Source organism: Nostoc sp. ChiVER01, assembly GCF_034531155.1.
Classification (GTDB): domain Bacteria; phylum Cyanobacteriota; class Cyanobacteriia; order Cyanobacteriales; family Nostocaceae; genus Nostoc.
This window is the reverse complement of record NZ_JAVRBS010000007.1, coordinates 59,164-82,809: the sequence shown is the minus strand read 5'-3', so window position 1 is coordinate 82,809 and position 23,646 is coordinate 59,164. Positions and strand designations below refer to the sequence as shown.

Annotated in this window: 22 protein-coding genes; 4 read left to right on the top strand and 18 right to left on the bottom strand. The window is 42.3% G+C overall.

Features of this window, described 5'->3' with window-relative positions:
• Positions 1 to 86 precede the first annotated feature (86 nt).
• From RMY00_RS11675 to RMY00_RS11645, 7 genes are all read right to left on the bottom strand, one after another.
• The gene (locus RMY00_RS11675) at positions 87 to 1,037 is read right to left on the bottom strand and encodes a UDP-glucuronic acid decarboxylase family protein (protein WP_322647697.1); all 951 of its coding nucleotides are present in this window, start codon (positions 1,035 to 1,037) and stop codon (positions 87 to 89) included.
• A 564-nt stretch (positions 1,038 to 1,601) separates the two neighbouring features.
• Complete coding sequence (locus tag RMY00_RS11670) at positions 1,602 to 3,740, bottom strand: cation:proton antiporter (protein WP_322647849.1); 2,139 nt, start codon at positions 3,738 to 3,740, stop codon at positions 1,602 to 1,604.
• 144 nt (positions 3,741 to 3,884) lie between these two features.
• A complete protein-coding gene (locus tag RMY00_RS11665) occupies positions 3,885 to 4,541 on the bottom strand; it encodes an HAS-barrel domain-containing protein (protein WP_322647696.1) in 657 nt (218 codons plus the stop codon).
• Between the two features lie 58 nt (positions 4,542 to 4,599).
• Positions 4,600 to 4,797 carry an NAD(P)H dehydrogenase subunit NdhS gene (locus tag RMY00_RS11660; protein WP_109007085.1) on the bottom strand — a complete coding sequence of 66 codons (198 nt, stop codon included), beginning with the start codon at positions 4,795 to 4,797 and terminating at the stop codon, positions 4,600 to 4,602.
• An 88-nt stretch (positions 4,798 to 4,885) separates the two neighbouring features.
• Positions 4,886 to 6,199 (bottom strand): rod shape-determining protein RodA, encoded by a 1,314-nt coding sequence (rodA, locus tag RMY00_RS11655; protein WP_322647695.1) that lies wholly within the window; start codon positions 6,197 to 6,199, stop codon positions 4,886 to 4,888.
• Between the two features lie 173 nt (positions 6,200 to 6,372).
• Positions 6,373 to 7,443, bottom strand: coding sequence for an Mrp/NBP35 family ATP-binding protein (locus RMY00_RS11650; RefSeq protein ID WP_322647694.1), 1,071 nt, complete (start codon positions 7,441 to 7,443; stop codon positions 6,373 to 6,375).
• 219 nt (positions 7,444 to 7,662) lie between these two features.
• Positions 7,663 to 8,187 carry an SRPBCC family protein gene (locus RMY00_RS11645; protein WP_322647693.1) on the bottom strand — a complete coding sequence of 175 codons (525 nt, stop codon included), beginning with the start codon at positions 8,185 to 8,187 and terminating at the stop codon, positions 7,663 to 7,665.
• A gap of 668 nt (positions 8,188 to 8,855) precedes the next feature.
• On the opposite strand from RMY00_RS11645, the gene hemF reads away from it, so the two are divergent.
• Both hemF and RMY00_RS11635 read left to right on the top strand, forming a co-directional pair.
• Entirely contained in the window at positions 8,856 to 9,908 is a 1,053-nt protein-coding gene (gene hemF, locus RMY00_RS11640) for an oxygen-dependent coproporphyrinogen oxidase (protein WP_322647692.1), read from the top strand.
• A gap of 255 nt (positions 9,909 to 10,163) precedes the next feature.
• Entirely contained in the window at positions 10,164 to 10,532 is a 369-nt protein-coding gene (locus RMY00_RS11635; protein ID WP_012411454.1) for an STAS domain-containing protein, read from the top strand.
• 61 nt (positions 10,533 to 10,593) lie between these two features.
• On the opposite strand, the gene RMY00_RS11630 is transcribed toward RMY00_RS11635, so the two are convergent.
• Positions 10,594 to 11,196: a chromophore lyase CpcT/CpeT gene (locus RMY00_RS11630; protein ID WP_322647848.1), complete on the bottom strand. Its 603-nt coding sequence runs from the start codon at positions 11,194 to 11,196 to the stop codon at positions 10,594 to 10,596.
• 204 nt (positions 11,197 to 11,400) lie between these two features.
• Here RMY00_RS11630 and psb29 point away from each other — a divergent pair, with 204 nt between their 5' ends.
• Positions 11,401 to 12,108 (top strand): photosystem II biogenesis protein Psp29, encoded by a 708-nt coding sequence (psb29, locus tag RMY00_RS11625; protein WP_100898608.1) that lies wholly within the window; start codon positions 11,401 to 11,403, stop codon positions 12,106 to 12,108.
• An 82-nt stretch (positions 12,109 to 12,190) separates the two neighbouring features.
• Here psb29 and RMY00_RS11620 read toward each other — a convergent pair whose 3' ends face one another.
• The 3 genes from RMY00_RS11620 to RMY00_RS11610 all read right to left on the bottom strand — a co-directional run bounded on the left by RMY00_RS11620 (position 12,191) and on the right by RMY00_RS11610 (position 14,294).
• Positions 12,191 to 12,553, bottom strand: coding sequence for a phage holin family protein (locus RMY00_RS11620; protein WP_118165339.1), 363 nt, complete (start codon positions 12,551 to 12,553; stop codon positions 12,191 to 12,193).
• Positions 12,554 to 12,825: 272 nt separating this feature from the next.
• Positions 12,826 to 13,524, bottom strand: a complete 699-nt coding sequence (locus RMY00_RS11615) for an ExbD/TolR family protein (protein WP_322647691.1) — start codon at positions 13,522 to 13,524, stop codon at positions 12,826 to 12,828.
• Between the two features lie 41 nt (positions 13,525 to 13,565).
• Complete coding sequence (locus tag RMY00_RS11610; RefSeq protein WP_322647690.1) at positions 13,566 to 14,294, bottom strand: MotA/TolQ/ExbB proton channel family protein; 729 nt, start codon at positions 14,292 to 14,294, stop codon at positions 13,566 to 13,568.
• A gap of 365 nt (positions 14,295 to 14,659) precedes the next feature.
• Here RMY00_RS11610 and RMY00_RS11605 point away from each other — a divergent pair, with 365 nt between their 5' ends.
• On the top strand, positions 14,660 to 14,974 hold the full coding sequence (locus RMY00_RS11605) for a YkvA family protein (protein ID WP_322647689.1): 315 nt from the start codon (positions 14,660 to 14,662) through the stop codon (positions 14,972 to 14,974).
• A gap of 97 nt (positions 14,975 to 15,071) precedes the next feature.
• Here the strand turns inward: RMY00_RS11605 and RMY00_RS11600 are convergent, their stop codons facing one another.
• From RMY00_RS11600 to glyA, 7 genes are all read right to left on the bottom strand, one after another.
• Complete coding sequence (locus tag RMY00_RS11600) at positions 15,072 to 15,449, bottom strand: GxxExxY protein (RefSeq protein WP_322647688.1); 378 nt, start codon at positions 15,447 to 15,449, stop codon at positions 15,072 to 15,074.
• A 19-nt stretch (positions 15,450 to 15,468) separates the two neighbouring features.
• Positions 15,469 to 18,675, bottom strand: a complete 3,207-nt coding sequence (locus RMY00_RS11595; protein WP_322647687.1) for a glycoside hydrolase family 15 protein — start codon at positions 18,673 to 18,675, stop codon at positions 15,469 to 15,471.
• Positions 18,676 to 19,109: 434 nt separating this feature from the next.
• Positions 19,110 to 19,331 (bottom strand): type II toxin-antitoxin system HicB family antitoxin, encoded by a 222-nt coding sequence (locus RMY00_RS11590; RefSeq protein ID WP_322647686.1) that lies wholly within the window; start codon positions 19,329 to 19,331, stop codon positions 19,110 to 19,112.
• Positions 19,328 to 19,585, bottom strand: coding sequence for a type II toxin-antitoxin system HicA family toxin (locus RMY00_RS11585; protein ID WP_322647685.1), 258 nt, complete (start codon positions 19,583 to 19,585; stop codon positions 19,328 to 19,330). The genes RMY00_RS11590 and RMY00_RS11585 overlap by 4 nt, the downstream gene beginning before the upstream one ends.
• A 77-nt stretch (positions 19,586 to 19,662) precedes the next feature.
• Complete coding sequence (locus tag RMY00_RS11580; protein WP_322647684.1) at positions 19,663 to 20,277, bottom strand: hypothetical protein; 615 nt, start codon at positions 20,275 to 20,277, stop codon at positions 19,663 to 19,665.
• A 120-nt stretch (positions 20,278 to 20,397) separates the two neighbouring features.
• Positions 20,398 to 21,648, bottom strand: a complete 1,251-nt coding sequence (locus RMY00_RS11575; protein WP_322647683.1) for a competence/damage-inducible protein A — start codon at positions 21,646 to 21,648, stop codon at positions 20,398 to 20,400.
• A gap of 103 nt (positions 21,649 to 21,751) precedes the next feature.
• Positions 21,752 to 23,035 (bottom strand): serine hydroxymethyltransferase, encoded by a 1,284-nt coding sequence (gene glyA, locus RMY00_RS11570; RefSeq protein WP_322647682.1) that lies wholly within the window; start codon positions 23,033 to 23,035, stop codon positions 21,752 to 21,754.
• Positions 23,036 to 23,646 lie beyond the last annotated feature (611 nt).

The window sequence follows — 23,646 nt, the reverse complement described above, 5'->3', positions numbered from 1 at the left end:
AACACTGGTAGTCAACTCAGCCACTAAGCATACTAGCTACCGATAGGGTGAGCCTGCATGAAATTTAGAGCAACGTTAGGCGCTACTCAAGTGGTTGAATTATTTACATCGCTTTGAATGCGATCGCGAAAATCTTCTATTGTTAGCTTTAACCCCTCTTGCAGAGGAATAGTCGGTTCCCAATTTAACCAAGTTTTTGCCTTTGTGATATCAGGTTGGCGACGCCGGGGATCGTCCGAAGGTAGTGGCTCGAATTTAATCTGCGCGTCTGGATTAATCATATTTTGCACAGCTTCTGCCAATTGCAAAATCGTATATTCACCAGGATTACCCAGGTTTACTGGGCCTATGTAGTCGCTATTCATCAAGCGGATGAATCCTTCGACTAAATCGGAAACATAGCAGAAACTACGAGTTTGCGAACCATCACCGTAAACGGTTAAAGGATTACCCCGCAAGGCTTGAACTATAAAATTGCTTACCACCCGGCCATCATTTTCTAACATTCTCGGCCCATAAGTGTTAAATATCCGAACAACTCGAATATCAACTTTATTTTGCCTATAGTAATCAAATGCTAGAGTCTCAGCAATTCTTTTACCTTCGTCGTAGCATGAACGTATGCCAATGGGATTGACGCTACCCCGATACTCTTCAGGTTGGGGATGAACTTCTGGATCACCGTATACTTCACTGGTTGAAGCCAAGAAAAATCTAGCTTTCACACGTTTAGCCAGCCCCAACATATTGAGTGTTCCCATCACGTTAGTTTTAACGGTTTTAACTGGGTTGTACTGGTAATGTACTGGTGAAGCAGGACAAGCCAAATGATAAATTTGATCCACTTCTAGCCGAATTGGTTCAGTAATATCGTGGCGGATTAGTTCAAAATACGGATGACCTAGCCATTTAAGAATGTTTCTTTTGTGACCAGTGTAAAAATTATCCAAGCATATTAATTCATGCCCATCATTCATTAGTCGGTCGATGAGATGGGAACCAATAAACCCAGCACCACCCGTCACCAAAATTCTCATAGTTTCTCAGTTACTTACAAATATGTTCAGTAGCTATTGCACTTACTTTTAGATTACCCAGATTGGGAACAAAAATACAAAACGAAAAAAAGAACAAACTTCAATCAAAAAGTGTTGTTGAAATTACGTATTTTTCTTCAGTTATATTTTTGTTATTTTTTACTTGCTTCTCTTAATAATTTAACTAGTAAAGTAACAAAAATCGCCAGTCTTCCACCTAAAGTTCATCAAATCTTTAACAATACAAAGTGTTTTTATGAATACTACTGTTTTCAGTTGGATGCAGCAATAAGTTGACACTTTCCACAGTTCAAGGTCTTACAATTACCCATATTTGTACAATACTCAAGTTGTCGGATTTACCAACATTCTGCCCTTTATTTCAGTGCAGAGACTTATATCATTTCAGAATATTCTTGCTATAAATACATAAGTTTGTTAGGACATACATCTATATGCCCCTACGGATGATTCATTTGTTGCAAAGTTTATTGTCAATGCGATGCCTCCGATGGACTACACCAACGCAGCCTAAGTCCATGTGAATGGACTGAATGCCTCATATCATACAGCAGAGGTAATACTAGTAACCGTTTTAGACATAACTAAATTTGTAGTTTGAGTGCGTTGCGGTTCTCCAAGCATGATAATGGAGCAGGTGAGTTGTCTGGCTAACTGAGTTGTGACATCGCTAATGGCTAATCCTCCAGGGCTGGTACGATTACGTATAAAAGGTAAAACTACTAGATCGTATAATCGTGCTGCCTGCAAAATTGCTTGGGCAACATTCTCATGAGCAATAATTTGAATTTCTGGGGCATTGGTCAAAGCTAGTTGAGATACCAATAAGGAGAGATGCGATCGCCTCCAAGCAATTTTACTAGAACTAGTGCGGCGATCGCACACATTTAGTACAGTAATGTGGCTCTGATTTGCTTCTGCTAGCATCTGAGCAAATTGTACAGGCTGTAATGTTGGTGCTGTTAAGTTTTCTACTGGTACTAAGATGCGCTGAATTTTTTTCGGTGATTCTACTAAACGTGTTACCGCCACTGGACAATGAGATGCCCAAAGTACACCATCAATCACATTCCCAAATAAACGCGCTCGTAACCCAGTCCGTTTACCCCAACCCATAACGATTAAATTAGCCTTTTGTTCACGAGCCGCTCTGCTAATTCCTTGAGCAAAAGCATCATCAATCCGCAGCATTGGTTCTGCGGCTACGCCCAGTCCTCGACTATGTACCGTGGCTTTTGTTAATAATTGCTCACTCCGTTGTAAAGACGTTTCTAACTGGGGTGCATCCATTTGAGCGGTGGCATTAGCGATCGCAAGCGGTATAATTTTACCTTGACACTGACGTGCTAATAATGCTGCCATTTCAATCAAATACTGCTCAGTATGAGGATTATAGACAGGTACGACTATAGTAAAAGCACTGTCTGTTTTTGGTGCGTTTTGGTCAGGTTGGGGTAGTGCTGGCTCTTCGGCGGGTGAGGAATTCAAACCAACAGCTATTTTATTAGTAATCAACGGCCCCAAGCTTGATGTGACAACCATTAAGACAATCACGCTGTGTAATACTTCTAGTGGCAGCAACCCAGCTCGGTATCCCACTAACGTTGCTGCTAACGTTGTCGCAACCTGGGGAAGTGATAGCGACCAGATGGTTAGCATTTCTTGCCAGTTGTAGCGGTAAATCAGTTTTGTGAAAAAAGCTGCTATCAATTTACTGACAATCAAACCGACTATCATCAACAGCGTTAACTTGAGCGTAGCTAGGCTGTTCACAAAGGCGGATAGATTGATCGTTAAGCCAAGGTCAACAAAGAAAATGGGTATGAATAGCACACTGCCAATAAATACCATTTTTTGTTTGACTGGGCCTTCCCCTACAACTTCATTTACCGCCAAACCCGCTAAAAACGCACCAACAATTTTCTCTATCCCAATCAATTGAGCGCCCACAGCCGCCAGAAACACAGAAAGTAACACAAACAAAAACTTGTTTCCTTCGTCGTCTCCAGACCGTTTGAAAAATTCTTTGCCTGTCCAATCAAAGCCTGTCACAACGGCAACAGAGTAAATAATTAACCAACCTGACAAGCTGAGTAGTTTCGCAAAGGTGAATGCTCCAGCATGAGCGACGCCTACACAAACGGCTAAGATCAGCACTGCGCCAATGTCTGTAAAAATCTTAGCTCCAATAGTGACCGTAACAGCTTCGTTATTGCTCACTCCCAAACGGCTGATTATGGGATATGCCAAAAGAGTATAGGAAGCAAATAAAGAGCCAACTAATATTGAAGTATTCCAGCCATAGCCTAAAATTAGTCCTACTAAAGTTCCCATCACCAGGGGTACAGTGAAAGTTAAGCTAGCAAACCCGAAGGCACGACTTTTTTGCCGACGAAACTGCTCTAGGTCAACTTCTAGCCCTGCGACAAACAGCAAGTAAATTAACCCAATGTCTGATAGCAAGTTAATCATCGGCGAGTCCGACTGAAATAGATTCCAGCCTGAGGGGCCGAGTACTAGCCCTGAGAAAACCAAACCCACTAATCCTGGTAATCTTAGCCGCTCAAACATGATCGGTATAACTAAGATGACCACCAGCAAAATAGCAAAGGGAACAATTGGTTCCTTGCCAAGAACTTGGGAAGTTGGCTCCAGAGCAAGAACTTGTGATATGAGTTCCATCATGTAGGAATGAAGGGGCTATAGTAAAACTGCGATTCCCTTGAGGCGATCGCTTAATCGATATAAATAAATAGAAAAGCCACCTGAGAAAAAATCAAATATATTAATTTACACTAACTAGGCAATTGTCTGTGAACTAACTACCTACGGATGGATTTGACTCAAAATGAACCGTAAGCGATCGTAGTCGTCTTTAAGTAGCACACTTAAGCTACGTCCAGCTTTAATTAGCCATTCTCGGTCAGCTTTGCGTAACTGGTATATATCTCGAATGGCAGCTGCGGCCAAAGACTCTACTGGCGCACCGTTAATACAAAGCAGTGTCCGCAAAAAATCTAGTTCTTCAGTAAATTTAATGATTGCTTCTGCTTCACACTGATAAACAGCTTGATGAATTTGCGGGGGACGCGGTGGTAGATATTGATATATTCTTTGGTTATAACCTCGATTCTGGGAAGATTGCTCAAATCCTACGATCGCAGCTCTAAATTCTGTTCTGAGCATGGCAAATATCTGGGGTTGTTCTTCGCGTAAGTCTTGCAATGATAACCCCAAAGCTCTAGCCCGATGTACGGAATCTATAGGCATAGTTGTAGCATAATACACCACTGCATAAACTTGATTGCCCGATTCTTCATCTACAGAGCAGACCCAACTACCAAAGGGTGGCATGGAGGGAAAGCTCAAATCGTCTGGTTCCAAACACTGAGCTAAAAACTCAGTACTAGTAGTTTCAATCACCTCCGCAATGTGGTTGGGATGGCGATCGCCAGTTGCAAACTGTGGTAAGGGGAGGCGCATAGTAATTTAGTCATTAGTCATTAGTCATTTGTTTTTACCAAATGACTAATGACTAATCTTATTTGGCTTTTTTACGTCCGGCTGTGGTTTCTACAAGTTCCAATTCGCTCAGGCGAAAGGTAATTAATTTATCCCAGTTACCACCTTCAAATAATACGGCTACTTTGCCATCGGTCAGTCGTTGCACGAGTCCTTCGTAGCGATAATAGGTATCTGCGGGATTCTTGACGCGAACAGTTGCTCCAGGCAGAATCATGTTTTTAGCCTCGCTTGTTTCCTTTTAATAGCTTAATACTTCTTATTAGTCATTTGTCATTAGCAAATAATAAAGGACTAATGACAAATCAATAATACTTCTGCCTCTGGCGAAAATTCGCTACTGATTCTACTATTCCTAAGGAAATGAAGTTGGTCAGCATCGCAGAACGTCCATAACTCATCCAAGGTAGGGGAATGCCTGCTACAGGCGCTAAACCAACTGTCATGCCAACGTTGACAATTAGCTGAAACACAATCATGGACAAAACGCCAATAGCCAACAAGGAACCAAAGTTATCTTTGGCAGTTTGGGCAATATGTAGTAGACGGAAGCAAATTAAGCAGAAGGCAAACAGCACTACCAAACAACCAACAAAACCGAATTCTTCGCCGACTGCGGAAAAAATAAAGTCTGTATGCTGTTCAGGTACGAAATTCAGTTGCGTCATTGGCCCCTTGAACAGACCCCATCCCCAAATTTCACCAGCACCAATAGCAATACGAGATTGGATTAAGTGATATCCAGCACCGAGTGGGTCGTGATCCGGGTTCATGAATACAGTTAGCCGATCTTTTTGATACTCTTTTAAAACATGGTTCCAAGCGAAGACTCCTAATTCGCCACCTATTATATTGAAAGTCCATGCACCAATAGCACCTAAACCAAATCGACGCCAGGGAAGAGTTTGCCAGCCTACAATAGCCATTGCAAATGACCAAACTATTCCTAATGGGCCAAAAGATAGTTCTTTAAATAAAACTATTGGCTCTGATAAAGGCCAAGATATACTAAACAAAATGGCAGCAACCACAGGAGAAATCATCAGAATTAGCCAGCCTGGGTTAGCATTTGCCCAGTAAAGCATTCCTAAAACGATCGCACCAAATACTAGTGATGTTGCTAAATCTGGCTGCAAAAATACTAATCCCCAAGGTATAGCAGTGATTGCCAGAACACGGAAAACGCCTTCGAGGCTAGAAGCAGTGCGCCTGTGCAGCAAAGCTGCTAAGGTGATGATCATGCCGATTTTGGCAAATTCTGAGGGTTGGACATTGAAACCAGCAATAGGAATCCACCTTTGTGCTCCTTTGGCGCTAGTACCAGCAATCATCACGGCAATTAAGCTGAAGTTTGTTAGTGCATAAGTTACCCAGTGCCACTGCATCAAGAGTTCATAACGGATGCGAGCTAAAAACAGGGCTATAAGCACGCCGATACCCGCTACGATCCAGTGCCACCACCAGTCAGTGACTGGCTGTTTCAGTTCCGTACTGAGAATCATGACACCACCAAAGATACTGACAGCAATCGGCAAACAAAATAGTAGCCAATCGACATTCTGCCAAGGCTTAACCCAAGACTTCCAGCGAATTTTGGGGAGCGATCGTTTTAATAACATTGTGTAAGTTTAGACTTTAGCTTTAATTGTTGGGAATTGAAAAGAGGCAGAGGGGCGGGGGGCAGGGTGCAGAGGGGAAAATTCTTCTCCCTTGCTCCCCTACTTCTTCCCGACTCCCCAATCCTTAGTATTCCCAAGACATAGCCCAGGAAGCAGATAGAAATTAAAATTAATTATGTCAGAGCAGCAACTGATACTTTACCAGCAATGGTAAGAGCGATCGCTGTTAATGCTTTTGCTGAAGCTGAATCTGGATCACCAACAACTATTGGCACACCACTGTCACCGCCAACTCGTGTAGAAATTTCTAGCGGTACGCAACCCAACAATGGCACTCCTAATTCTGCTGCTGTTTTAGAGCCACCACCGGAACCAAATATGTCATACTGCTTATCTGGTTGATCGGGGGGGATAAAATAACTCATATTTTCTACGATCCCCAATACCGGGACATTCATCTGTTGGAACATCCGCAATCCCTTGCGAGAATCTAATAAGGCTACATTTTGCGGTGTGGTAACAATTACTGCCCCTGCCATCGGCACTGCTTGGGTTAAAGTTAACTGAGCATCTCCGGTTCCCGGTGGCATATCTACAATCAAATAGTCCAGTTCTCCCCATTGCACTTGATAGAGAAACTGGCGAATTACACCATTGAGCATAGGCCCCCGCCAAATTACTGGCTGATCTCGGTCAATCAAAAAGCCCATTGAAACTAATTTGACGCCGTGATTAAAAGCAGGTTCTAGGATGTCACCTGTTTCACTAGAACGCACAGTAATTTGGGCATCAGCCAGCCCCAGCATAGTGGGGTCATTAGGGCCGTAAATATCAGCATCTAGTAAACCGACTTTTGCACCAGTTTGAGCTAGAGCCACTGCTACATTCACCGCCACCGTACTTTTACCAACGCCACCTTTGCCACTGGAAACAGCAATGATATTTTTCACCCCAGAAATGCCAGTGCGGTCAGGTAAACTTTTTTGTTGCGGTGTTTCTGCCGTCACTTCTATGCTGACATCTGTAACGCCTGGGAGTTTTTTGACAGCTTTTTTACAGTCTTCAACGATAAATTCACGTAAAGGACAGGCAGGAGTGGTTAACACTAAAGTAAAACTAACTTTGCCACCGTCAATTTTCACGTTGCGAATCATATTCAGTTCCACCAGACTTTTGCGGAGTTCTGGGTCTTCCACTGGTCGCAACACTTCTAAGACAGAACGAGAATCGAGGACATCGTACATAAAAATTTAAAATTCAAAATGAATAAATACACTTGTGGCGAACATCTTAGCTATTAACTAGATGCTTTCTTCAGTAAGGTCAGCTTAGTGTTTTCACTGTCAATGACGTAATAAAACTTAGCAAATTGCATTATCACCTAATAGAATCTTAACTTTCTTTGGACATTGGTCATTTGTCATTTGTCATTAGGTATAGGTTATTCTCCTTGTCCCCATTACCTAAAAATCCAAACAACTATCATTAAGGGATTTTTTCTTACCAGATACCGTTGATAATGCCGTCTTTTCTACTGCTTCTACTAAAGACCGGGCTACACGGTCTGCATAAGGACGGGATAAAGACCAAATGAGGGGCGATAACCAACCCCGTAGTGTTACTGAATAAGACAAACAAGTACCACAAACCGTTGACTCTACTTGATAAGTCACCCGTTCTTCTATGCCAGGAATCGCCATCACTCGGATACTCAACATCTCCTTATGATTAACGCGCTCCACAAAAATTCGGATGGGAATCGGCGAAAAGCGTGTTACAGCATGAAAAATTAATCCTGGTTTGGGTACTAATCCGTAGGGCACATTAGTGCTTTTAAGTAGGGGATGCCAGGAAACATCAGTTAAATCAGCGACTTTTTGCCACAGTTCATCAACAGAAGCAGAACTTATCTCTCGATACGTCCGCACCAGAGAAGCGCAAAACCGACGACGTTTGCGGTGGATGAATTTGGATAACCAGCCTTGCATTTTCCTAATCCTCCTCGCTAGACACTTTCTGGTAACTCTGGTATTGTAGGCAACTACCCTCAAACCCTAATAGGACTTACGCAAAATTATATACACTCAGGGGCAACTCATGTAGACGCAAAGCGGTGAGGGGGTCGCAGTCTTGGCGGTTCCCGTCGGTTGCGATAGCGCAACGTTAGCGAGTCATCGAGCGTCACCCCCGAACCCGGAGGGCTTCTTGCAGGGTATTACCCTAAGAAGAAACTTATTCTTTTTGACTATTGTTTGCCTAAGTCCTGCCTAAATTAAAACTTTCTCAGAAATGCACTGAACATAGCAAGCCTTTATTCGGTACAGACACTAACAGATAATATAAGTAATATGGCAAAGAAGTTTTGAGCAGGGCAAGTTTTACCCTTGGTAATTCAAGGTTACGACTAAAGTCTAGTGTTTATACCAGAATGTTCCAATTAAGAATTTCAAAAAAACTCAGTCAATATACAACAAGCCTATACGCATTTGAGGGAAAATAAACTCTAGTGATGTCCATCAATCGTATAAATGCTTAACCAGTAAGACAAAGCGGGTTGGGCAAATAGACCTTGATTTTTGGCGCGTGTTTCCCCCAAATTTTAAGATAAGAAATTTGTGGCTTTCTGGAAATTGTAATTTTTTAGGTTCGGGAATCTATGTTGACCAACTCGCAAACACCAACTGTATCAGCATCATCCAAATCTTTGCCAGCACCTGACGCTCAGACTAGAGTCAGTCAGTTTATGAAACAACTGCAAGACGAAATTACCGCATCATTGGCAAAACTAGATGGTGTGGCTAATTTTCATGAAGATAGTTGGGAACGCCCAGAAGGGGGCGGAGGGCGATCGCGCGTGCTGCGAGAAGGTGCAATATTTGAACAAGCTGGTGTAAATTTTTCTGAAGTTTGGGGTTCCCATTTGCCAGCCTCAATTTTAGCCCAACGCCCTGAAGCCGCAGGGCATGGCTTTTATGCCACAGGCACTTCAATGGTGTTACATCCTCGTAATCCATACGTGCCAACAGTTCATCTAAATTATCGCTACTTTGAAGCAGGGCCAGTGTGGTGGTTTGGTGGTGGTCTTGATTTGACACCTTATTACCCCTTTGCTGAAGATGCAGCACATTTGCACAAAACGTTAAAACAGGCTTGTGACAAACACCACCCAGACTATTACCCTGTGTTTAAGCGGTGGTGTGATGAATATTTTTACCTTAAGCATCGTGACGAGACACGGGGCGTAGGTGGTTTGTTTTTTGATTACCAAGATGGCGAGGGTGCTTTATATCGCGGGCCGAATCCCAATGGGGAAGCAGCTATTTATAGCAACCAGGTAGGAACACCAGCAACCCGCAATTGGGAAGATTTGTTTGCCTTTGTGCAAGACTGTGGTAGGGCATTTTTACCAGCTTACGTACCAATTGTAGAACGGCGCAATGGAATGGAATATGGCGATCGCCAAAGGAATTTTCAACTCTACCGCCGGGGACGGTATGTAGAATTTAACTTGGTTTATGACCGAGGCACCATTTTTGGTCTACAAACCAACGGACGCACCGAATCAATTCTCATGTCCCTACCACCTTTAGTGCGCTGGGAATACGGCTATCAACCGGAACCCAATACACCCGAAGCCGAGTTGTATGAAACTTTCCTTAAGCCTCAAGATTGGATCAACTGGACATCACCGACATCATCATCTCATTAGTGACTTGAAAATCGGGCATGGGGCATGGAAAAGAGGCAGAGGGGCGGGGTGCGGGGGGCAGAAGGGAAAAATCTTCTCCCTTGCTCACTGCCCCCACTTCCCCCTCCCCACAATTTTGCTGAGTTCAATTACAAAAGTTAAGCACTTAGCAAAAAAAGGTGACAATTTTAGCTATAGCTTGTTAACCTCAAGTGGCAGTATTAAAAAATTCTGTAACTAGTTAATCTTTAGAAAAATGTCACGGGGAGGCCTTCAGTGATTCATATAGACCAAAAAACTTATACAACCCAAGACGGAAATACTGTTATTGTCCTGACACCAGCAGGTCGCCTAGACATTACTACTGCTTGGCAATTTCGGCTAAAGTTACAAGAGTGTATTTCTAAACTCAGCCGCCATGTAGTTGTAAATCTGGCTCAGGTAAATTTTATTGATAGTTCTGGTCTCACGTCTTTGGTTGCTGGGATGCGTGATGCTGATAAAGTTAAGGGCAGTTTCCGTATCTGTAATGTACATCCAGAAGCCAAACTCGTGTTTGAAGTGACGATGATGGATACTGTCTTTGAAATCTTTGAAACAGAAGAGGAAGCTTTAGAAGGTGTACCTCGGAGCATCGCTAGCTAATAAAGAGTTAGGAGTGAGGAGTTAGTTCAAAATTCATAACTTATATTCATGACTTATAACTTTATGTTATTGAATACTGGTTTCGCTTGGTATAGCGATAAGGCCCCATAATCGCTCCCCAAGTTGCGTTTCCGGTTGCTGGATCGATTCCTTTGTCGTAGCTGTGAAATTCTGCCGCAGTAGCTTCAAAACCGAGGGAAACATTGATGCTATTGCCAAGATAAGTAAAGCTACAACGAGTTTCTGGTGGCGCAGTAGCGGTAAATTTATAGCGATCGCCAGCTAGAGTTTCCTGAGCAACTTTTAGGATACAACCTGGTAGTAAATCTAATTTTTCGGATGTCAGTGTCTTAAGTAAAGCAGGGTTATTGCCTGCGCCTATTAATGCGCCTGGATCTTGAGGCATGTAGTATTGTACTTCCAGAGATGTGTCATTGCTGCCTTGGCGCAATCGCATAATTCGCTGGCGGTAAGGTTTATCTAGATTAATAACATTAGCTTGCTCGGCAAACAGGGTGATGCTATCTTCTGTGAACAGATTAATTGGTCTTTGCCACAGCCGGAGGTGGACATACCAAATTGGTTCTCCTATGGCTTGTTCCTGATTATCAAATTCACCAGCTAGATACTCACCCAAAGCAATTAACTGTGGCGAGAAGTTCATAGACACGATAAAAAAATCATTAAGAATAAGTATTTTTGGCTAGTTTTTTAGCGGAAAGGGTCTTAATCCCTTATGGCTACTAGCTTATAAAATACTTTTGATTTCTCTACATTGTAAATGAAACCGTCACCAGTCAAAAGCTAAACTTGGCAAAGTACCCTTTAAGCGAGAAAATAAAGATACGTCGCCCTTAACATTTTCTTTGTGAACAACGTCCGTACTGTCTCTGATACAAAACGAACTTTTTACAATCTTCATACCCGTCCGATCAACACTATTTATCGTCGGGTAGTAGAAGAATTGATGGTGGAAATGCATCTGCTGTCAGTAAATATCGATTTTAGCTACAATTCAATTTATGCCTTGGGCGTCGTCACTACTTTTGACCGCTTCATGCAAGGCTATGAACCAGAACGGGATCAAGAATCAATTTTTAATGCCCTATGTCGGGCTATGGAACAAGATCCGCAACGCTATCGACAAGATGCTGAAAGATTGCAAGCTGTAGCTAAAGGTTTGCCAGTTAAAGATTTAATTGGGTGGCTAGGCCAAACTACTTTTTTAGATCGAGATGGTGACTTGCAAGCACAACTGCAAGCGATCGCCAACAATCCTAACTTTAAATACAACCGTTTGTTCGCAATTGGTGTATTTTCGTTGTTAGAACAATCAGATCCTGAATTAGTCAAAGATGAAAAGCAACTCACGGAGGCGCTAAAAGCGATCGCTGCTGGCTTGCACCTTTCTGATGACAAACTCAACAAGGATTTGGAGCTATATCGTTCTAACCTAGAGAAAATGGCGCAAGCGCTAATAGTGATGGCAGATATGCTCTCTGCCGATCGCAAAAAACGCGAACAACGTAAACAACAATCAACTACCCCCGTTGCTCCCCCAAGTTCCAACGAATAGTTAGAATTTTGCAGTGATGAGTTAGGAGTTATGAGTGAGAAATTATTAATAACTCCTAACTCTTAACTCTTAACTTTTAATTTTAGACGCCCAATAATTTGTAGATTAAGCTGTTAATTATAGTCAGCGCAAATGCTCCAATAACGGCGCTCCAAATACCGTAACGTAAGCGAAAGCCCTCAACTAACCAAGCAGCAATACTAAAACAAACCACTGCAATCATAAATGTGAAAATGCTGGATAGCAAGTCCAATGTGAGTAAATTTGGTACTGCAAAAACGAGGCTTAAAATCGGTCTGACTATTGCCGTCACGATACCAAGCACTGCGGCAGAAAGGAAGGCTTTACCAGGAGTATCAATTTCAACTCCTAAAGGTAATTTACTAATTATCAACAGGCTAATAGCTGTTACTAACCAAACAATTAAAAGCGTCACAATATTCATGCCACAACCCCTGAAACGTGAATGGCAATTGGTGATAAATTACTTCAGTTTCTCGGTGAAAAAATCTTTAAAGCTCAACCAATTATTTATAAATTAGCAGGATATTTTTCTCTAACGGAATTTTATTTCAGATATCTTTAGGTTTGGGAAAAGTTTGAAGGGAAGTAGGGAGTGGGGAGTGGCGAGTAGGGAGTAGGGGAAGAATATAAAATTACCTCTTTCCCCTTTGCTCCCTGCTCCCTGCCCCTCTGCCTCTTCCCCATGCCCCTATCTCATCTTTTGGGATTAGGTTGAGTTTGTTTAGGTGCTACAGGCGCTTGGGATGCTGGTGGGTTGGAAATACCAGGATTGATAGGACTAATACTTTGTCCAGTTGGAGGCTGAGTTATGCCAGGAAGAGGCACAGGATTGGGTGCTGAGGGAAATCTTGGGGTAAGATTCCCTTCGGGATTGATGCCTGGAACTGGTGCGGTTGTGGGTATTGGTGCTGCACCAGGATCGATTGGGAAAGAGGGGATATTAGGCTGGTTAAGTGAGTTTGTGGGTGATTGAGATGGGCCAGGAATAATTCCTAAAGAAACGCGATCGCCTCCTACTTGCCGTAGCAAATCCAATGTCTCAATCACATCATTATAAGTTGCTGTCCGCGAAGCATTCAGCACCACAACAGCACTAGGGTTTGCTTGAAGATACTGTTTTAACCTGGCTCCTAAATCATCCCGTTGTACAGGCTGTTTTTCTATGTAAGTATTGCCAACAGCATCGATAGTTACAATCAGACTTCCACTTTGTGATGTTATTCCAGATACTGAACTGGCGCTGGCTTTAGGCAAATCAACATTTATTGCCTGTTGGCGCGTAAATTGTAATGCCGCTAATAAAAAAAACGTCAGAATACAAAAAACAACATCTATTAAAGGGATGATTTGAATTTGGACTTCTTCAATTGGGGTATGTAGATTAACTTTCATTTTTTCAATTTAAACGCCTATTTCGGGGATTGAATTTTTAACTAATTAGGTGCATTCGGGGGTTCAGGAGGTTCAGGCAACCTTGTCTTTCCTGGCTTGCGGGGTGGAGTGAAATTTTCCCGGACAATTGCTGATGTACTATTACTAAAATCAGGGGGGGACTGACGGTAGAGCAATTCCATTTCATTCCCAGCCTTCCGAAAAACTTTGACTTGGTTGACTACAAAACTTTGAAATAGGCGATAAAATACCAAACTAATAATGGCAACTATTAGCCCAGTTGCCGTACTAATTAACGATTCACCAATACCAGTAGTTACCCCGGCGGTAGATTCAGTTCCCAAATCACCAATCCGAATTGAGCGCAGGGAGCGGATTAGTCCCAAAACCGTGCCCAACAATCCCAACAGGGGCGCGAGGGCAATTACGGCTTCTAAAAGTTTTTCGCCCCGTCGCATTCCAGCTAACTCATCTTCGGCTGTAGCCTCAAGTGCTAATCGAAAGGTTTCCGCATCAGTTTTTGGAAAACGTAAGGGAGCATAGAGAAAACGCCCGACAGGCTGATGGCTTGCTCGTTTTGCAATGTCAGCAGCTTCTTGCCAATTATCCTGGGCAGCATCCAGGATGCGATCGACTATTTGCTTTTCCTGAGTCAATATTCGCAACCAGAACCACAAACGCTCAAAAATCACACTCAAAGACAGAATGGATAGAACTAGTAAAGGCCACATCGCTGGCCCGCCTTTATAAAATAAATCTAAAATATCCACTGTTTTAGTTTCCTCCCTCCATGATTAAAGCAAATGTGCTAAGGCAATTTAATTCTAGAGATTAATGCAAAATGAGGGACTTCCAAAATATAAATTTACCGAAAATCTAAAAAGATAGTGTAAGCATGGGCTATTGGACTTAGACTGGTGGAAAAACTTGCTGCTGGGTTGCCATAATCCCGAATTAATACAATCACTGTCTAATTTGTCAAACCCTTGCGGTATTAAACTCTTATGAAGAATTACAAAATAGGTTTTTGATGACAGATTACGAGTAGCGTCTTCCAGACTCATTAGGGCGGTTATTCGCACCAGAAGTTTTTAGGATAATTTGTCAAAATTAAAGATAACTGGAGGTTCAAAATATGAAATTTTCAATCGAATCGCTTTATACCTGGTATCGCAGTGTGCTTCGTAACCCGAAGTACCGTTGGTGGGTAATTTTAGGAACACTCGCCTATTTGGTCAGCCCATTTGATATTCTTCCAGATTTTATACCCGTTGTGGGACAGATTGATGATGTTTTCCTTTTGACTTTGCTAGTTTCTGAGGTGTCTGGGCTAGTAATTGAGGGGTGGAAGGCTCGTAAGGGTGAGGTGGGTACTGAAGTACCTAATACTACCGAGGGTTCTGCCTCTACTGCAAACACTGTTGATGTTGATGCTGTTTCGGTTAAGTAGTTTTAATGAAACCCCTGCTTTTGGGATGTGAGGTGGGGGTATTTTTTTTTAACGCAGAGGAACGCGGAGGGAAGCGCAGAGGTTCGCAGAGAGGGAGTTAGAGGTTGTTGGCTACGCGTTTGATGCCTTCTTTGAGGTGGAGGACGTTGAAGTTGAGGAGTAGTCCTAGTTTACAGTTTGCTAGTTTGAGATAGGTTAGGAGTTGGACGGAGTGAATCGGGTGGAAGGATTCTACAGATTTAATCTCTACAATTATTTGGTTTTCGACAATCAAATCTAATCGATAAACGCATTCCAATTTCACTTCTTGGTAAACCAAAGGCAATGGAATTTGTTTACCAACATTCAACCCGGCTTTCTTCAACTCATAATCCAAACACTCCTCATAAGCCGACTCCAATAAACCAGGCCCCAAAGCAGTATGCACCCTCATTGCACAACCAATAATCACCCCACTCAAATCATTCTCTTTCATCCTCTGCGCTCCTCTGCGTTTAAAAATCCTTCACAAATTCCGTCAAGAACCTAAACGCCTTCAAAATATAACTAGCGCAATCTCTAGGTGAAGTATTGTAAAACGATCGCCACGCACTCGCCTTATCCTCGTCATACCGATCGCTGCGTTGACTATGATTTTCCAGCCACGCCAATCGCACCGCATGGCCAATTAACACATCCAACACAATATATTCTTCAATTTGCAACTTGGGATTATTGGCAGCGATCGCAGCTAATTCAATTAATGCTTCAATATTTACTTGTCGGTATTCTGGAGCTTCAATTTTATTCAACAAATGCTCAACTAAGAGAGCAAAATTTCTTTCCCCGGCTGTCATTTCCGACAGCATTATCTCACTATCTAAACGATTACGACGCTCTAATTTATCGCCAATTACTAAACCCTTGCAATGTTGCATTAGTAGCCAAACTTGTTTAAAAAATTCTTTTGGTACGCGCCCCGTCGCACCTTCGGCTTGACGAAACCGCCGCCAACCACCTGGCGGAACTTCTATCCCTTCGCCGATTCCTGGTAGCACTACCCAAGCAATATCACTTTCTTTTTGTTTAACGTGCAGTGATTCTTGTTGGCGCAATAGGTTACTCATGCCAGTATATCCAGTTAATACCTGACGCAAGCGCACTTTAACTTCAAAGGGTGAAAGTTGCATTAAGCGATCGTAAGCTTCATCTTGAGTTACATGCAATTCCCGCGCTAGTTCGCTGGTAATCAATAAGATGAGATAGCCGACTCTTAGCGTTAGTAGCCCCTGGAATAGTTCGGGTTCTGAGCGAATTAAGATGCCAACATAGATTAAAATCTCTTGAGTGAGGACGCGATCGCGGATATCCTCACGACAAAAATTATTAATTTTATCGGCAATCTCATCGTGAGACATGGGTACGCTAATCAAGGACGCTTCACTGTAAGCTTTACCCACAGCAATTTGCTTACCCCGCACCAAAATACTTGTAACTGCATCTGATAGGCTAATATCAACCATTTGCCGTAACCCAGCAGCCCGACGCACTACTGCCCAAATGCCTAAATCTCCAGCTTTGGTATAAACTTCATCTAGTAAATCCCCTACAGTGACAGCATATCCTGGGCCGCCATATCCCGTATCAAATTGCATTCCCTGCAAACGAGTCAAAGTTTGCAATAACTCAATTTGCTCGTAGATATTCTCTGATGAACGCAAATAAGAAAGCAATAACCCCAAGTTAGTTTCATACTCCATTTTAAATTCTTGGGTATGTCCTAAACGCCAGCTTTTCTCAGGATGATAAGCTAGATAATAGCAACGTGGGCTAGCATTTTTTACTGGCGATCGCGAGAATTCTGCATTGGGAAGAAAATCAATTCTTTGGATTCCGGCTGTCAGCATTAGCTGATTTAACCGCCCTAATTTCACTCGCACACCGTTACAAACACCATCTTTTAGTTCTTGCATCAATCCTAGTAATGCTTCTGAACCAGCTTCTAACATTGTGTGCGTCAACATTAAAGTCAAGGTAGGACGACCTAAGTCACTCCAATATTTTTGAATGTAAGCTAGTTCGCTTCTAATTTGATCCAGTAAAAAATGGTAATCAAGGGTTAAGTAAAACTGTTGAGAGTCGGAAAATGAAGGCAAAAATACAATTGTTTCACCGCTAATCCGAAAGATTCTAGATGTTGTTAAACTCCGCAACCTCCGCACTGGCCGTCCAGTTAAACCAAGTTTATTGTTACGTCCAATTTGGGTATACATAGCTGAAAATTCTCCAGCTTTCCTCACTTGAATCGGTTCTACTTGGGTGGGTGTTTGCGCTTCAATTCCGTGAACTTCTAGTTTTGTTTGTAAATTTTCATCTTCTGCTAACAAGGCAATTTGTACTAATGCCTCGCGCTGTTTACCTACACACAAATGTCTTCCTAAAGGGTCGATATCACCAATTGCTATTAAACCTTCACTCAACATTTCACCGAGAAAATATAAACTCTGCGCCCACACCAAGGGAATATTTTCATTGGGTAAGCGTGGTTGCGTTTGGGGTGATAACTTTTCTGCCTCTATGTTTTCGGCTGGAACATAATAGAGTTCAGGCAATAAACGCAAGCCATTTTGTTCTATAAGTAATGATTCTAAAAGATTTTGGTATTTTTTAACTTGTTCTTGTTCGCCGCGAAATAATCCATCTAGAACTAAATAAGTGAAAAATAACGGCCATTCGCATTCAATATGCTCAAATTGCTTGAGTTCCCACGGTTCGTAGTGTAAACGCTGATTATCTTCTAAAACGGTTTGGTGTCCATCACGCAGAAAGCGTTTGCAGCCGTATTTACCTGCGAGTTTATTGATAATATCGTTTAAAGTGCGATCGCGTAATTGCAAATCTTCCACTGCAAAGGCAGGATAACTAATAATACTCAACAGCGCTGCATCAATTTCTTTGGAACCAGATTCCCTTGGTAATAAGGATTCTAAGGTAATCCGGGCGCGGGCAATTTCATCTGGTAGCACATGAATAACCGATGCTTGACTACCACGCACACCAAACAAATCCAGTCCATTGATAGCTTCTAAAGCAGCTTTTGCCATACCTACAGAACTGGCATTTAACTCAGCACTACCCCGATTTATTTTATTCCCACGTTCCCAAATGCCGTAATCTGGTGTGCGGTAAGCTCGTCCAATGTAGTAAACCAAATTTTGGACGAAATTCACTTCATCAATCGTATAAATTATTGGCAATCCGGCTGCGGTCATTTGCGCCAATATCAGCAAAAATATAGATGTGGCATCAAGTTGCAAATGTCCCCATTCATCATCACCAACAACAATATCACCGGTCGCAGTATTATATTTGGCGTGCAGTCCATCTAGTAGCGACTGAGTATGTTTAAATGTCTCTACTTTATGAGCCTGTCGCATCATCGCAAACAACAACCCGCGCATTAGTTTGATGACACTGTGTTCTAGTTCATAGGTGCGTCCTTTGTCGTCATCAATCTTGCGGTATGCAAGTCCTAAACCCCAAACTGCTAAAATGCTGTAAACATTGTCTCGCACCCAGGCATCAGTATAATCACCGTGGGCTGTAATTGCTGTACTCGCAGGTAGTAAACCAGTAATTGGATTCTGCCGAGTCAGGATAATCGTTTTGATTTGCTGGTAGTAATAGTCCAGGCGAGATGGCAATTTGGTAGATGTTTTCATAGCTTGGTTCAGAACAACTTGCAAAATTTGACCCTTTGACTGTCAACTGAATTACCTAAACCAAGCCAGAATAAGTTCTGTAATGGTTGATGGGAGAGCAGTTAAAGGTGGTGTGAGTTTATTATTATCTCTTGTTAATACGCCTCTGGGTACTGAATTTTGGCGATTCCGAATTAAAATATGATATTTTTGAAACATTCATTAATACGTGTAATTATTTATACATAAATGATTATATTATGGGCTAGACAACAAAGCTTCCTTACTTTGGATCAAGCTATCTCAAATCGCTCCATAGTTTTTTTATTCGGACAAAACTTACGTAACATGAATGTTAATTTTTTAACTGTGCTTAGTAACTCTAAATTGAGAAAAAGAAGTCTTCGGGTGCAAAACGCAAAGCGGCTTGTCGTCAGACACCGCCTCTCTGCTAATCATGAGGCTATCTGGTAAATTGCAGGACGATATCTCGGCTCAGGAATTAGTTTTCCCTCTTTTTGTGCAGCATCTAACCATGCTTCTTTTGCTTTCAAAACTTCATGAAGTGCTTCTTCTTCAGTTGAACCAAATGCTGAACAGTATTTCAAATCAGGAATATCAGCAATATAGCCCTCATCTTCTTGACTGTAGAAGATATTAATATGATAGTTTTTCATACTTCATCCTCCAAGGTAAGTGTATATTTTTCAATCAAAATCAAAAGTTGACGGACTTGATATGGAACAGCTTCGCCCTTTCGATTTTGCAGGTTAACAAGCTCAGGAATATCTGGATTAGTAAATATGTGGTGACTGCCATTAACCCGTGATAGAGAAAATCCAAACGCCTTAACCAAAGTCACCAGTTCATTAAATTGAATATTTTTGGAGCTAGAAAGTACTTTCTCTAGCAATTTACGTTTTTTCGACATTATTTATCCACTTTATCATCACAAAATCAAAAGTGTGTAGATGCAAAGCAGCTTGCGATCATACATCGCTATATTTCTCAGCTACTGAGTATTGCCACCAAAATCCGCAGCAAGTCTTCTATATCAGCAGGAACACGATATAAATTGAGGTCTTGGGTTATTTGTTTACTTTCTCGATTCAATAGAGCAAATTGCCAAATATCCCCTGTAGAAACAGCCCCTTGTAAATTTGCCTCTTGAGAATCAGTCCACGCATCAATAGCAATCAGTTCTACAGCAAGCTGGGTAAAACCTCTTGCTAAATCAGCATTTTTAGCTTCTACAACTAAGAGTTTATGGTCTGCGTGCAAATAATAATCAAGGGAACCTTTTAATTGTTCTGTAACTATAAGAGGATATTCGATTCTAAGTTGGGCTTGAGTGTAATGAACAACATCCAATAAAATTGGTGCAATTAGTAACTCTCTGCGGGCTGCTTCACTAGTCAAACTAATATATGGCAAACTCTCTTCAATCCTAGATTTGAGATTTGCGAGTCTATCTAATTCAATGGTGGACTTTTGTTGATTGAGAGAAGAACGTTTTAAAGAATAGCCAAATTCAGCCAGTATATCTTCTGGCTCGAATGACATCTCAAAATAGCTTCTGAAAGTGTATGAGTGATTAAGTTGAAGGATAGGAGTTTTGCTCATACTTGGATAATTTGTAATGACGCTCCTGCGTCGCTAACGTAATTGAGTTTTTTAAAATAACATCAGATTGTCAATAGGTTCGATTGTCATACAACTTGTATGACAAACGTAATAGACCTCCTACCTCGTCAACAACTTGCGTCGCAGATTGTCCAACGCTGCATTCGCGCTGACATGACGAATTAAAGCTCGACCTCGCATTGTACCGAACTGATACTCAAAACTTGCCACTTCGTCCTTTGGCCCAGCTAAACCAATGTAAACTAAACCCACCGGCTTAGTATCTGTCCCTCCAGTTGGGCCAGCAATACCAGTAATACTCAATCCCCAAGTTGTTGCAAGGCGAGTTTTGACTCCAACAGCCATTTGCTCTGCAACAGTTGCACTTACCGCCCCAAATTTATCTAAGTCTTCCTGGTTAACCCCCAGCAGCCCAACCTTCACCGAATTGTCATAAGAAATTACTCCACCCCAAAAGTAATCAGAACTCCCAGAAATCTCAGTCAACATTTGCCCTAAACCGCCACCAGTGCAAGATTCTGCCACCGAAAGCGTTTCTTTTGATGCCCGCAACAACTGACCAACCACGGAAGCAAGAGTATCATTATTAACGCCGTAGAAATCCAGTCCGGCAATTTCTGTAAGTTGTTTCTCAATGGGTGCAATTAAGGCTTCTGCGGCTGCTTCTGAAGTGGCTTTAGCTGAGACTCGCAATCTTACTTCCCCTTTACCTGCATAAGGGGCTACTGTGGGATTTGGCAACTTCAAATAAGAAGAAACTTTTTCCGCCAAAGCAGATTCACCAATACCCCAAAACTTTAAACTCCGACTGTAAATAATTTCTTTACCCCAACCTTGACTTTTGAGAAATGGCACGGCTGTTTCTTCCCACATTACGTGCATTTCACTAGGAACACCGGGAAAGGTAAAAATCGTGATTTCAGGGCGAGGTTGCCAAATAATACCGGGTGCTGTTCCAGTGGGGTTGGGGAGAATTTCTGCACCTTGGGGAATCAAAGCTTGCTTGCGATTACTTGGTGACATAACCCGACCACGTTGGGCGAATTTTTGGGTTATGTCTTCGATGATGTCAGAACGTTCTACCAACGGGACTTTAAAAAAATCGGCGATAGTTTCGCAGGTAAGGTCATCTGGTGTGGGGCCGAGTCCACCAGTGAAAATGAGAATTTGCGCTCTGGAAATAGCAATTTCTATAACTTGCTTTAACCGTTCTGGATTATCCCCAACCACTGTTTGATAGTAATGGGGAATTCCTAGCTGCGCTAATTGTTGCGCCAAAAATTGAGCATTGCCGTTGAGGATATCTCCTAGCAGCAGTTCAGTACCAACACAAATAATTTCTGCACTCATTGGATTGGGGAAGGGGAGTAGGGAGTGGGGCAGGGGGAGCAGGGGAAGCAGAGGAAGCAGGGGAGGCAGGGGGAGAAATAACTAATGCCCCATGCCCTATGCCCTATGCTAGTGCTGGTACAGGAATTTCTAGGTGAGGATATAAGGGGAAGCGATCGCACAATGCTGCTACCCGTTGCCGACAATCTTGGGTTACTACGTCGGAATCTGGAGAAAGCAGGCGATCGCTAATAATATTTGCAATCTCGGTAAATTCTGCTATTCCTAAACCTCGCGTGGTCATTGCAGGCGAACCTAACCTCAGACCACTAGTAACAAATGGTGATTGCGGATCGAAGGGTATGGTATTTTTGTTAGCAGTAATATTCACAGTACTAACTAGCTGATCTGCTTGTTTACCAGTTAGACCTACAGAGCGTAAATCTACCAAAATCAAATGGTTATCAGTACCATTGGATACTAGCTTTAAACCCCGATTTTGCAGTTGTTCTGCCAAAGCACGAGCATTTTCAATCACTTTAGCAGAATAGGTTTTAAACTCAGGCTTTAGGGCTTCTCCAAAAGCTACTGCTTTTCCAGCAATGACATGTTCCAATGGCCCGCCCTGGCTACCAGGAAAAACAGATTTATCTAGCTTTTTACCTAGTTCTGCGTCGCTGGTCAAAATTAAACCACCTCTAGGGCCGCGTAGAGTCTTATGTGTAGTTGTTGTTACTACATGACAATGAGGAATGGGATCAGGATGAAGACCACTAGCAACTAAGCCAGCAATATGGGCAATATCAGCAAGTAAGTAAGCGCCGATTTCATCAGCAATACTACGGAACTTTTCAAAATCAATTATACGGGGGTAAGCCGAATAACCACAAATTAAGAGCTTAGGACGCTCCCTCAGCGCCAGCTCCCGAATTTGATCGTAGTCAAGTTGTTCTGTTTGTTGACTGACATTGTAGTGGCTAACTTGGAACCACTTACCTGAGACATTTACAGGTGAACCGTGGGTGAGATGTCCCCCATGAGACAAATCCATCCCCATAATTTTGTCTCCTGGTTGCAGCAGCGACAGGAACACTGCAAAATTGGCTTGTGCGCCAGAATGAGGTTGCACATTCGCATGAGCAGCACCAAATATCTGTTTAGCACGATTGATTGCTAGTTGCTCGATTTTGTCGATATACTCACAACCGCCATAGTAGCGTTTACCAGGTAATCCCTCGGCATATTTATTTGTCAGTACCGAACCTTGAGCAGCTAATACAGCAGCAGAGGTAAAGTTTTCGCTAGCAATTAACTCCAAGTGATCTCGCTGACGCTGTAGTTCGTCGTTGATTAACTCCGCGATCGCTGGATCGGTGGAAGAAAGAAAGTCTGAATTAGTCCTAGTCACTTCAATTATCCTTATGGAAATTTGTACAACGGCTGATTTTGGTTGGACGCAGCACCTAACAGTCCACTCTCAAGAGTCTATAGCCCAAAGTCTATAGTTCAATGATTTTTGACTGCTCTACAGAGGCGATTAATCGTCTCCGTACTATTGAGGTTTATTTGTGCCAACTTATTTATTATTAGACGATTAATTATCATAACGTTGCTTGTTGAGGCTGCGCTAAATAAAGCGGCGTTGCGTAGGCGTAGCCGTCGGAGACATCGCTCCTCTGCAAGACAAAAAGCTGAACGCTTCAACAATTGCGGAATATGACTGCGAAGTTCTACGCTGCAAAACTTAAGCACTCAGTATTAGCGTTAATCCTGGAAGGTTAGTTGTTGTGATTGCTGGTAGTGCTACCGCAGATATATTTGCAGATGCCTTGCGTGGACAGGCTACCGATGAACAGCTAAAAAGTTAGCTGAATCTGGTATATTACCATACATCAACTTCATCGACATAGAGGGGAGAGTTGAAACTTAGGCGAAATAATTAAGGGTTTGCTTTCTAATCAGGAGTTAATAATGACATTACTCTATATCGCTTGCAGACAGTACTTGGCGTAAAGTTAG

Coding starts and splice junctions, on each gene's coding strand:
- RMY00_RS11580 (WP_322647684.1), bottom strand. CDS start 20,277: ATGAGCAAAACTCCTATCCTTCAACTTAATCACTCATACACTTTCAGA.
- RMY00_RS11660 (WP_109007085.1), bottom strand. CDS start 4,797: ATGATTCTGCCTGGAGCAACTGTTCGCGTCAAGAATCCCGCAGATACC.
- RMY00_RS11600 (WP_322647688.1), bottom strand. CDS start 15,449: ATGAAAGAGAATGATTTGAGTGGGGTGATTATTGGTTGTGCAATGAGG.
- RMY00_RS11665 (WP_322647696.1), bottom strand. CDS start 4,541: ATGCGCCTCCCCTTACCACAGTTTGCAACTGGCGATCGCCATCCCAAC.
- RMY00_RS11675 (WP_322647697.1), bottom strand. CDS start 1,037: ATGAGAATTTTGGTGACGGGTGGTGCTGGGTTTATTGGTTCCCATCTC.
- RMY00_RS11595 (WP_322647687.1), bottom strand. CDS start 18,675: ATGAAAACATCTACCAAATTGCCATCTCGCCTGGACTATTACTACCAG.
- hemF (WP_322647692.1), top strand. CDS start 8,856: ATGTTGACCAACTCGCAAACACCAACTGTATCAGCATCATCCAAATCT.
- RMY00_RS11650 (WP_322647694.1), bottom strand. CDS start 7,443: ATGTACGATGTCCTCGATTCTCGTTCTGTCTTAGAAGTGTTGCGACCA.
- RMY00_RS11575 (WP_322647683.1), bottom strand. CDS start 21,648: ATGAGTGCAGAAATTATTTGTGTTGGTACTGAACTGCTGCTAGGAGAT.
- RMY00_RS11620 (WP_118165339.1), bottom strand. CDS start 12,553: ATGAATATTGTGACGCTTTTAATTGTTTGGTTAGTAACAGCTATTAGC.
- RMY00_RS11630 (WP_322647848.1), bottom strand. CDS start 11,196: ATGAACTTCTCGCCACAGTTAATTGCTTTGGGTGAGTATCTAGCTGGT.
- RMY00_RS11605 (WP_322647689.1), top strand. CDS start 14,660: ATGAAATTTTCAATCGAATCGCTTTATACCTGGTATCGCAGTGTGCTT.
- RMY00_RS11615 (WP_322647691.1), bottom strand. CDS start 13,524: ATGAAAGTTAATCTACATACCCCAATTGAAGAAGTCCAAATTCAAATC.
- RMY00_RS11590 (WP_322647686.1), bottom strand. CDS start 19,331: ATGAAAAACTATCATATTAATATCTTCTACAGTCAAGAAGATGAGGGC.
- RMY00_RS11670 (WP_322647849.1), bottom strand. CDS start 3,740: ATGGAACTCATATCACAAGTTCTTGCTCTGGAGCCAACTTCCCAAGTT.
- RMY00_RS11585 (WP_322647685.1), bottom strand. CDS start 19,585: ATGTCGAAAAAACGTAAATTGCTAGAGAAAGTACTTTCTAGCTCCAAA.
- rodA (WP_322647695.1), bottom strand. CDS start 6,199: ATGTTATTAAAACGATCGCTCCCCAAAATTCGCTGGAAGTCTTGGGTT.
- RMY00_RS11645 (WP_322647693.1), bottom strand. CDS start 8,187: ATGCAAGGCTGGTTATCCAAATTCATCCACCGCAAACGTCGTCGGTTT.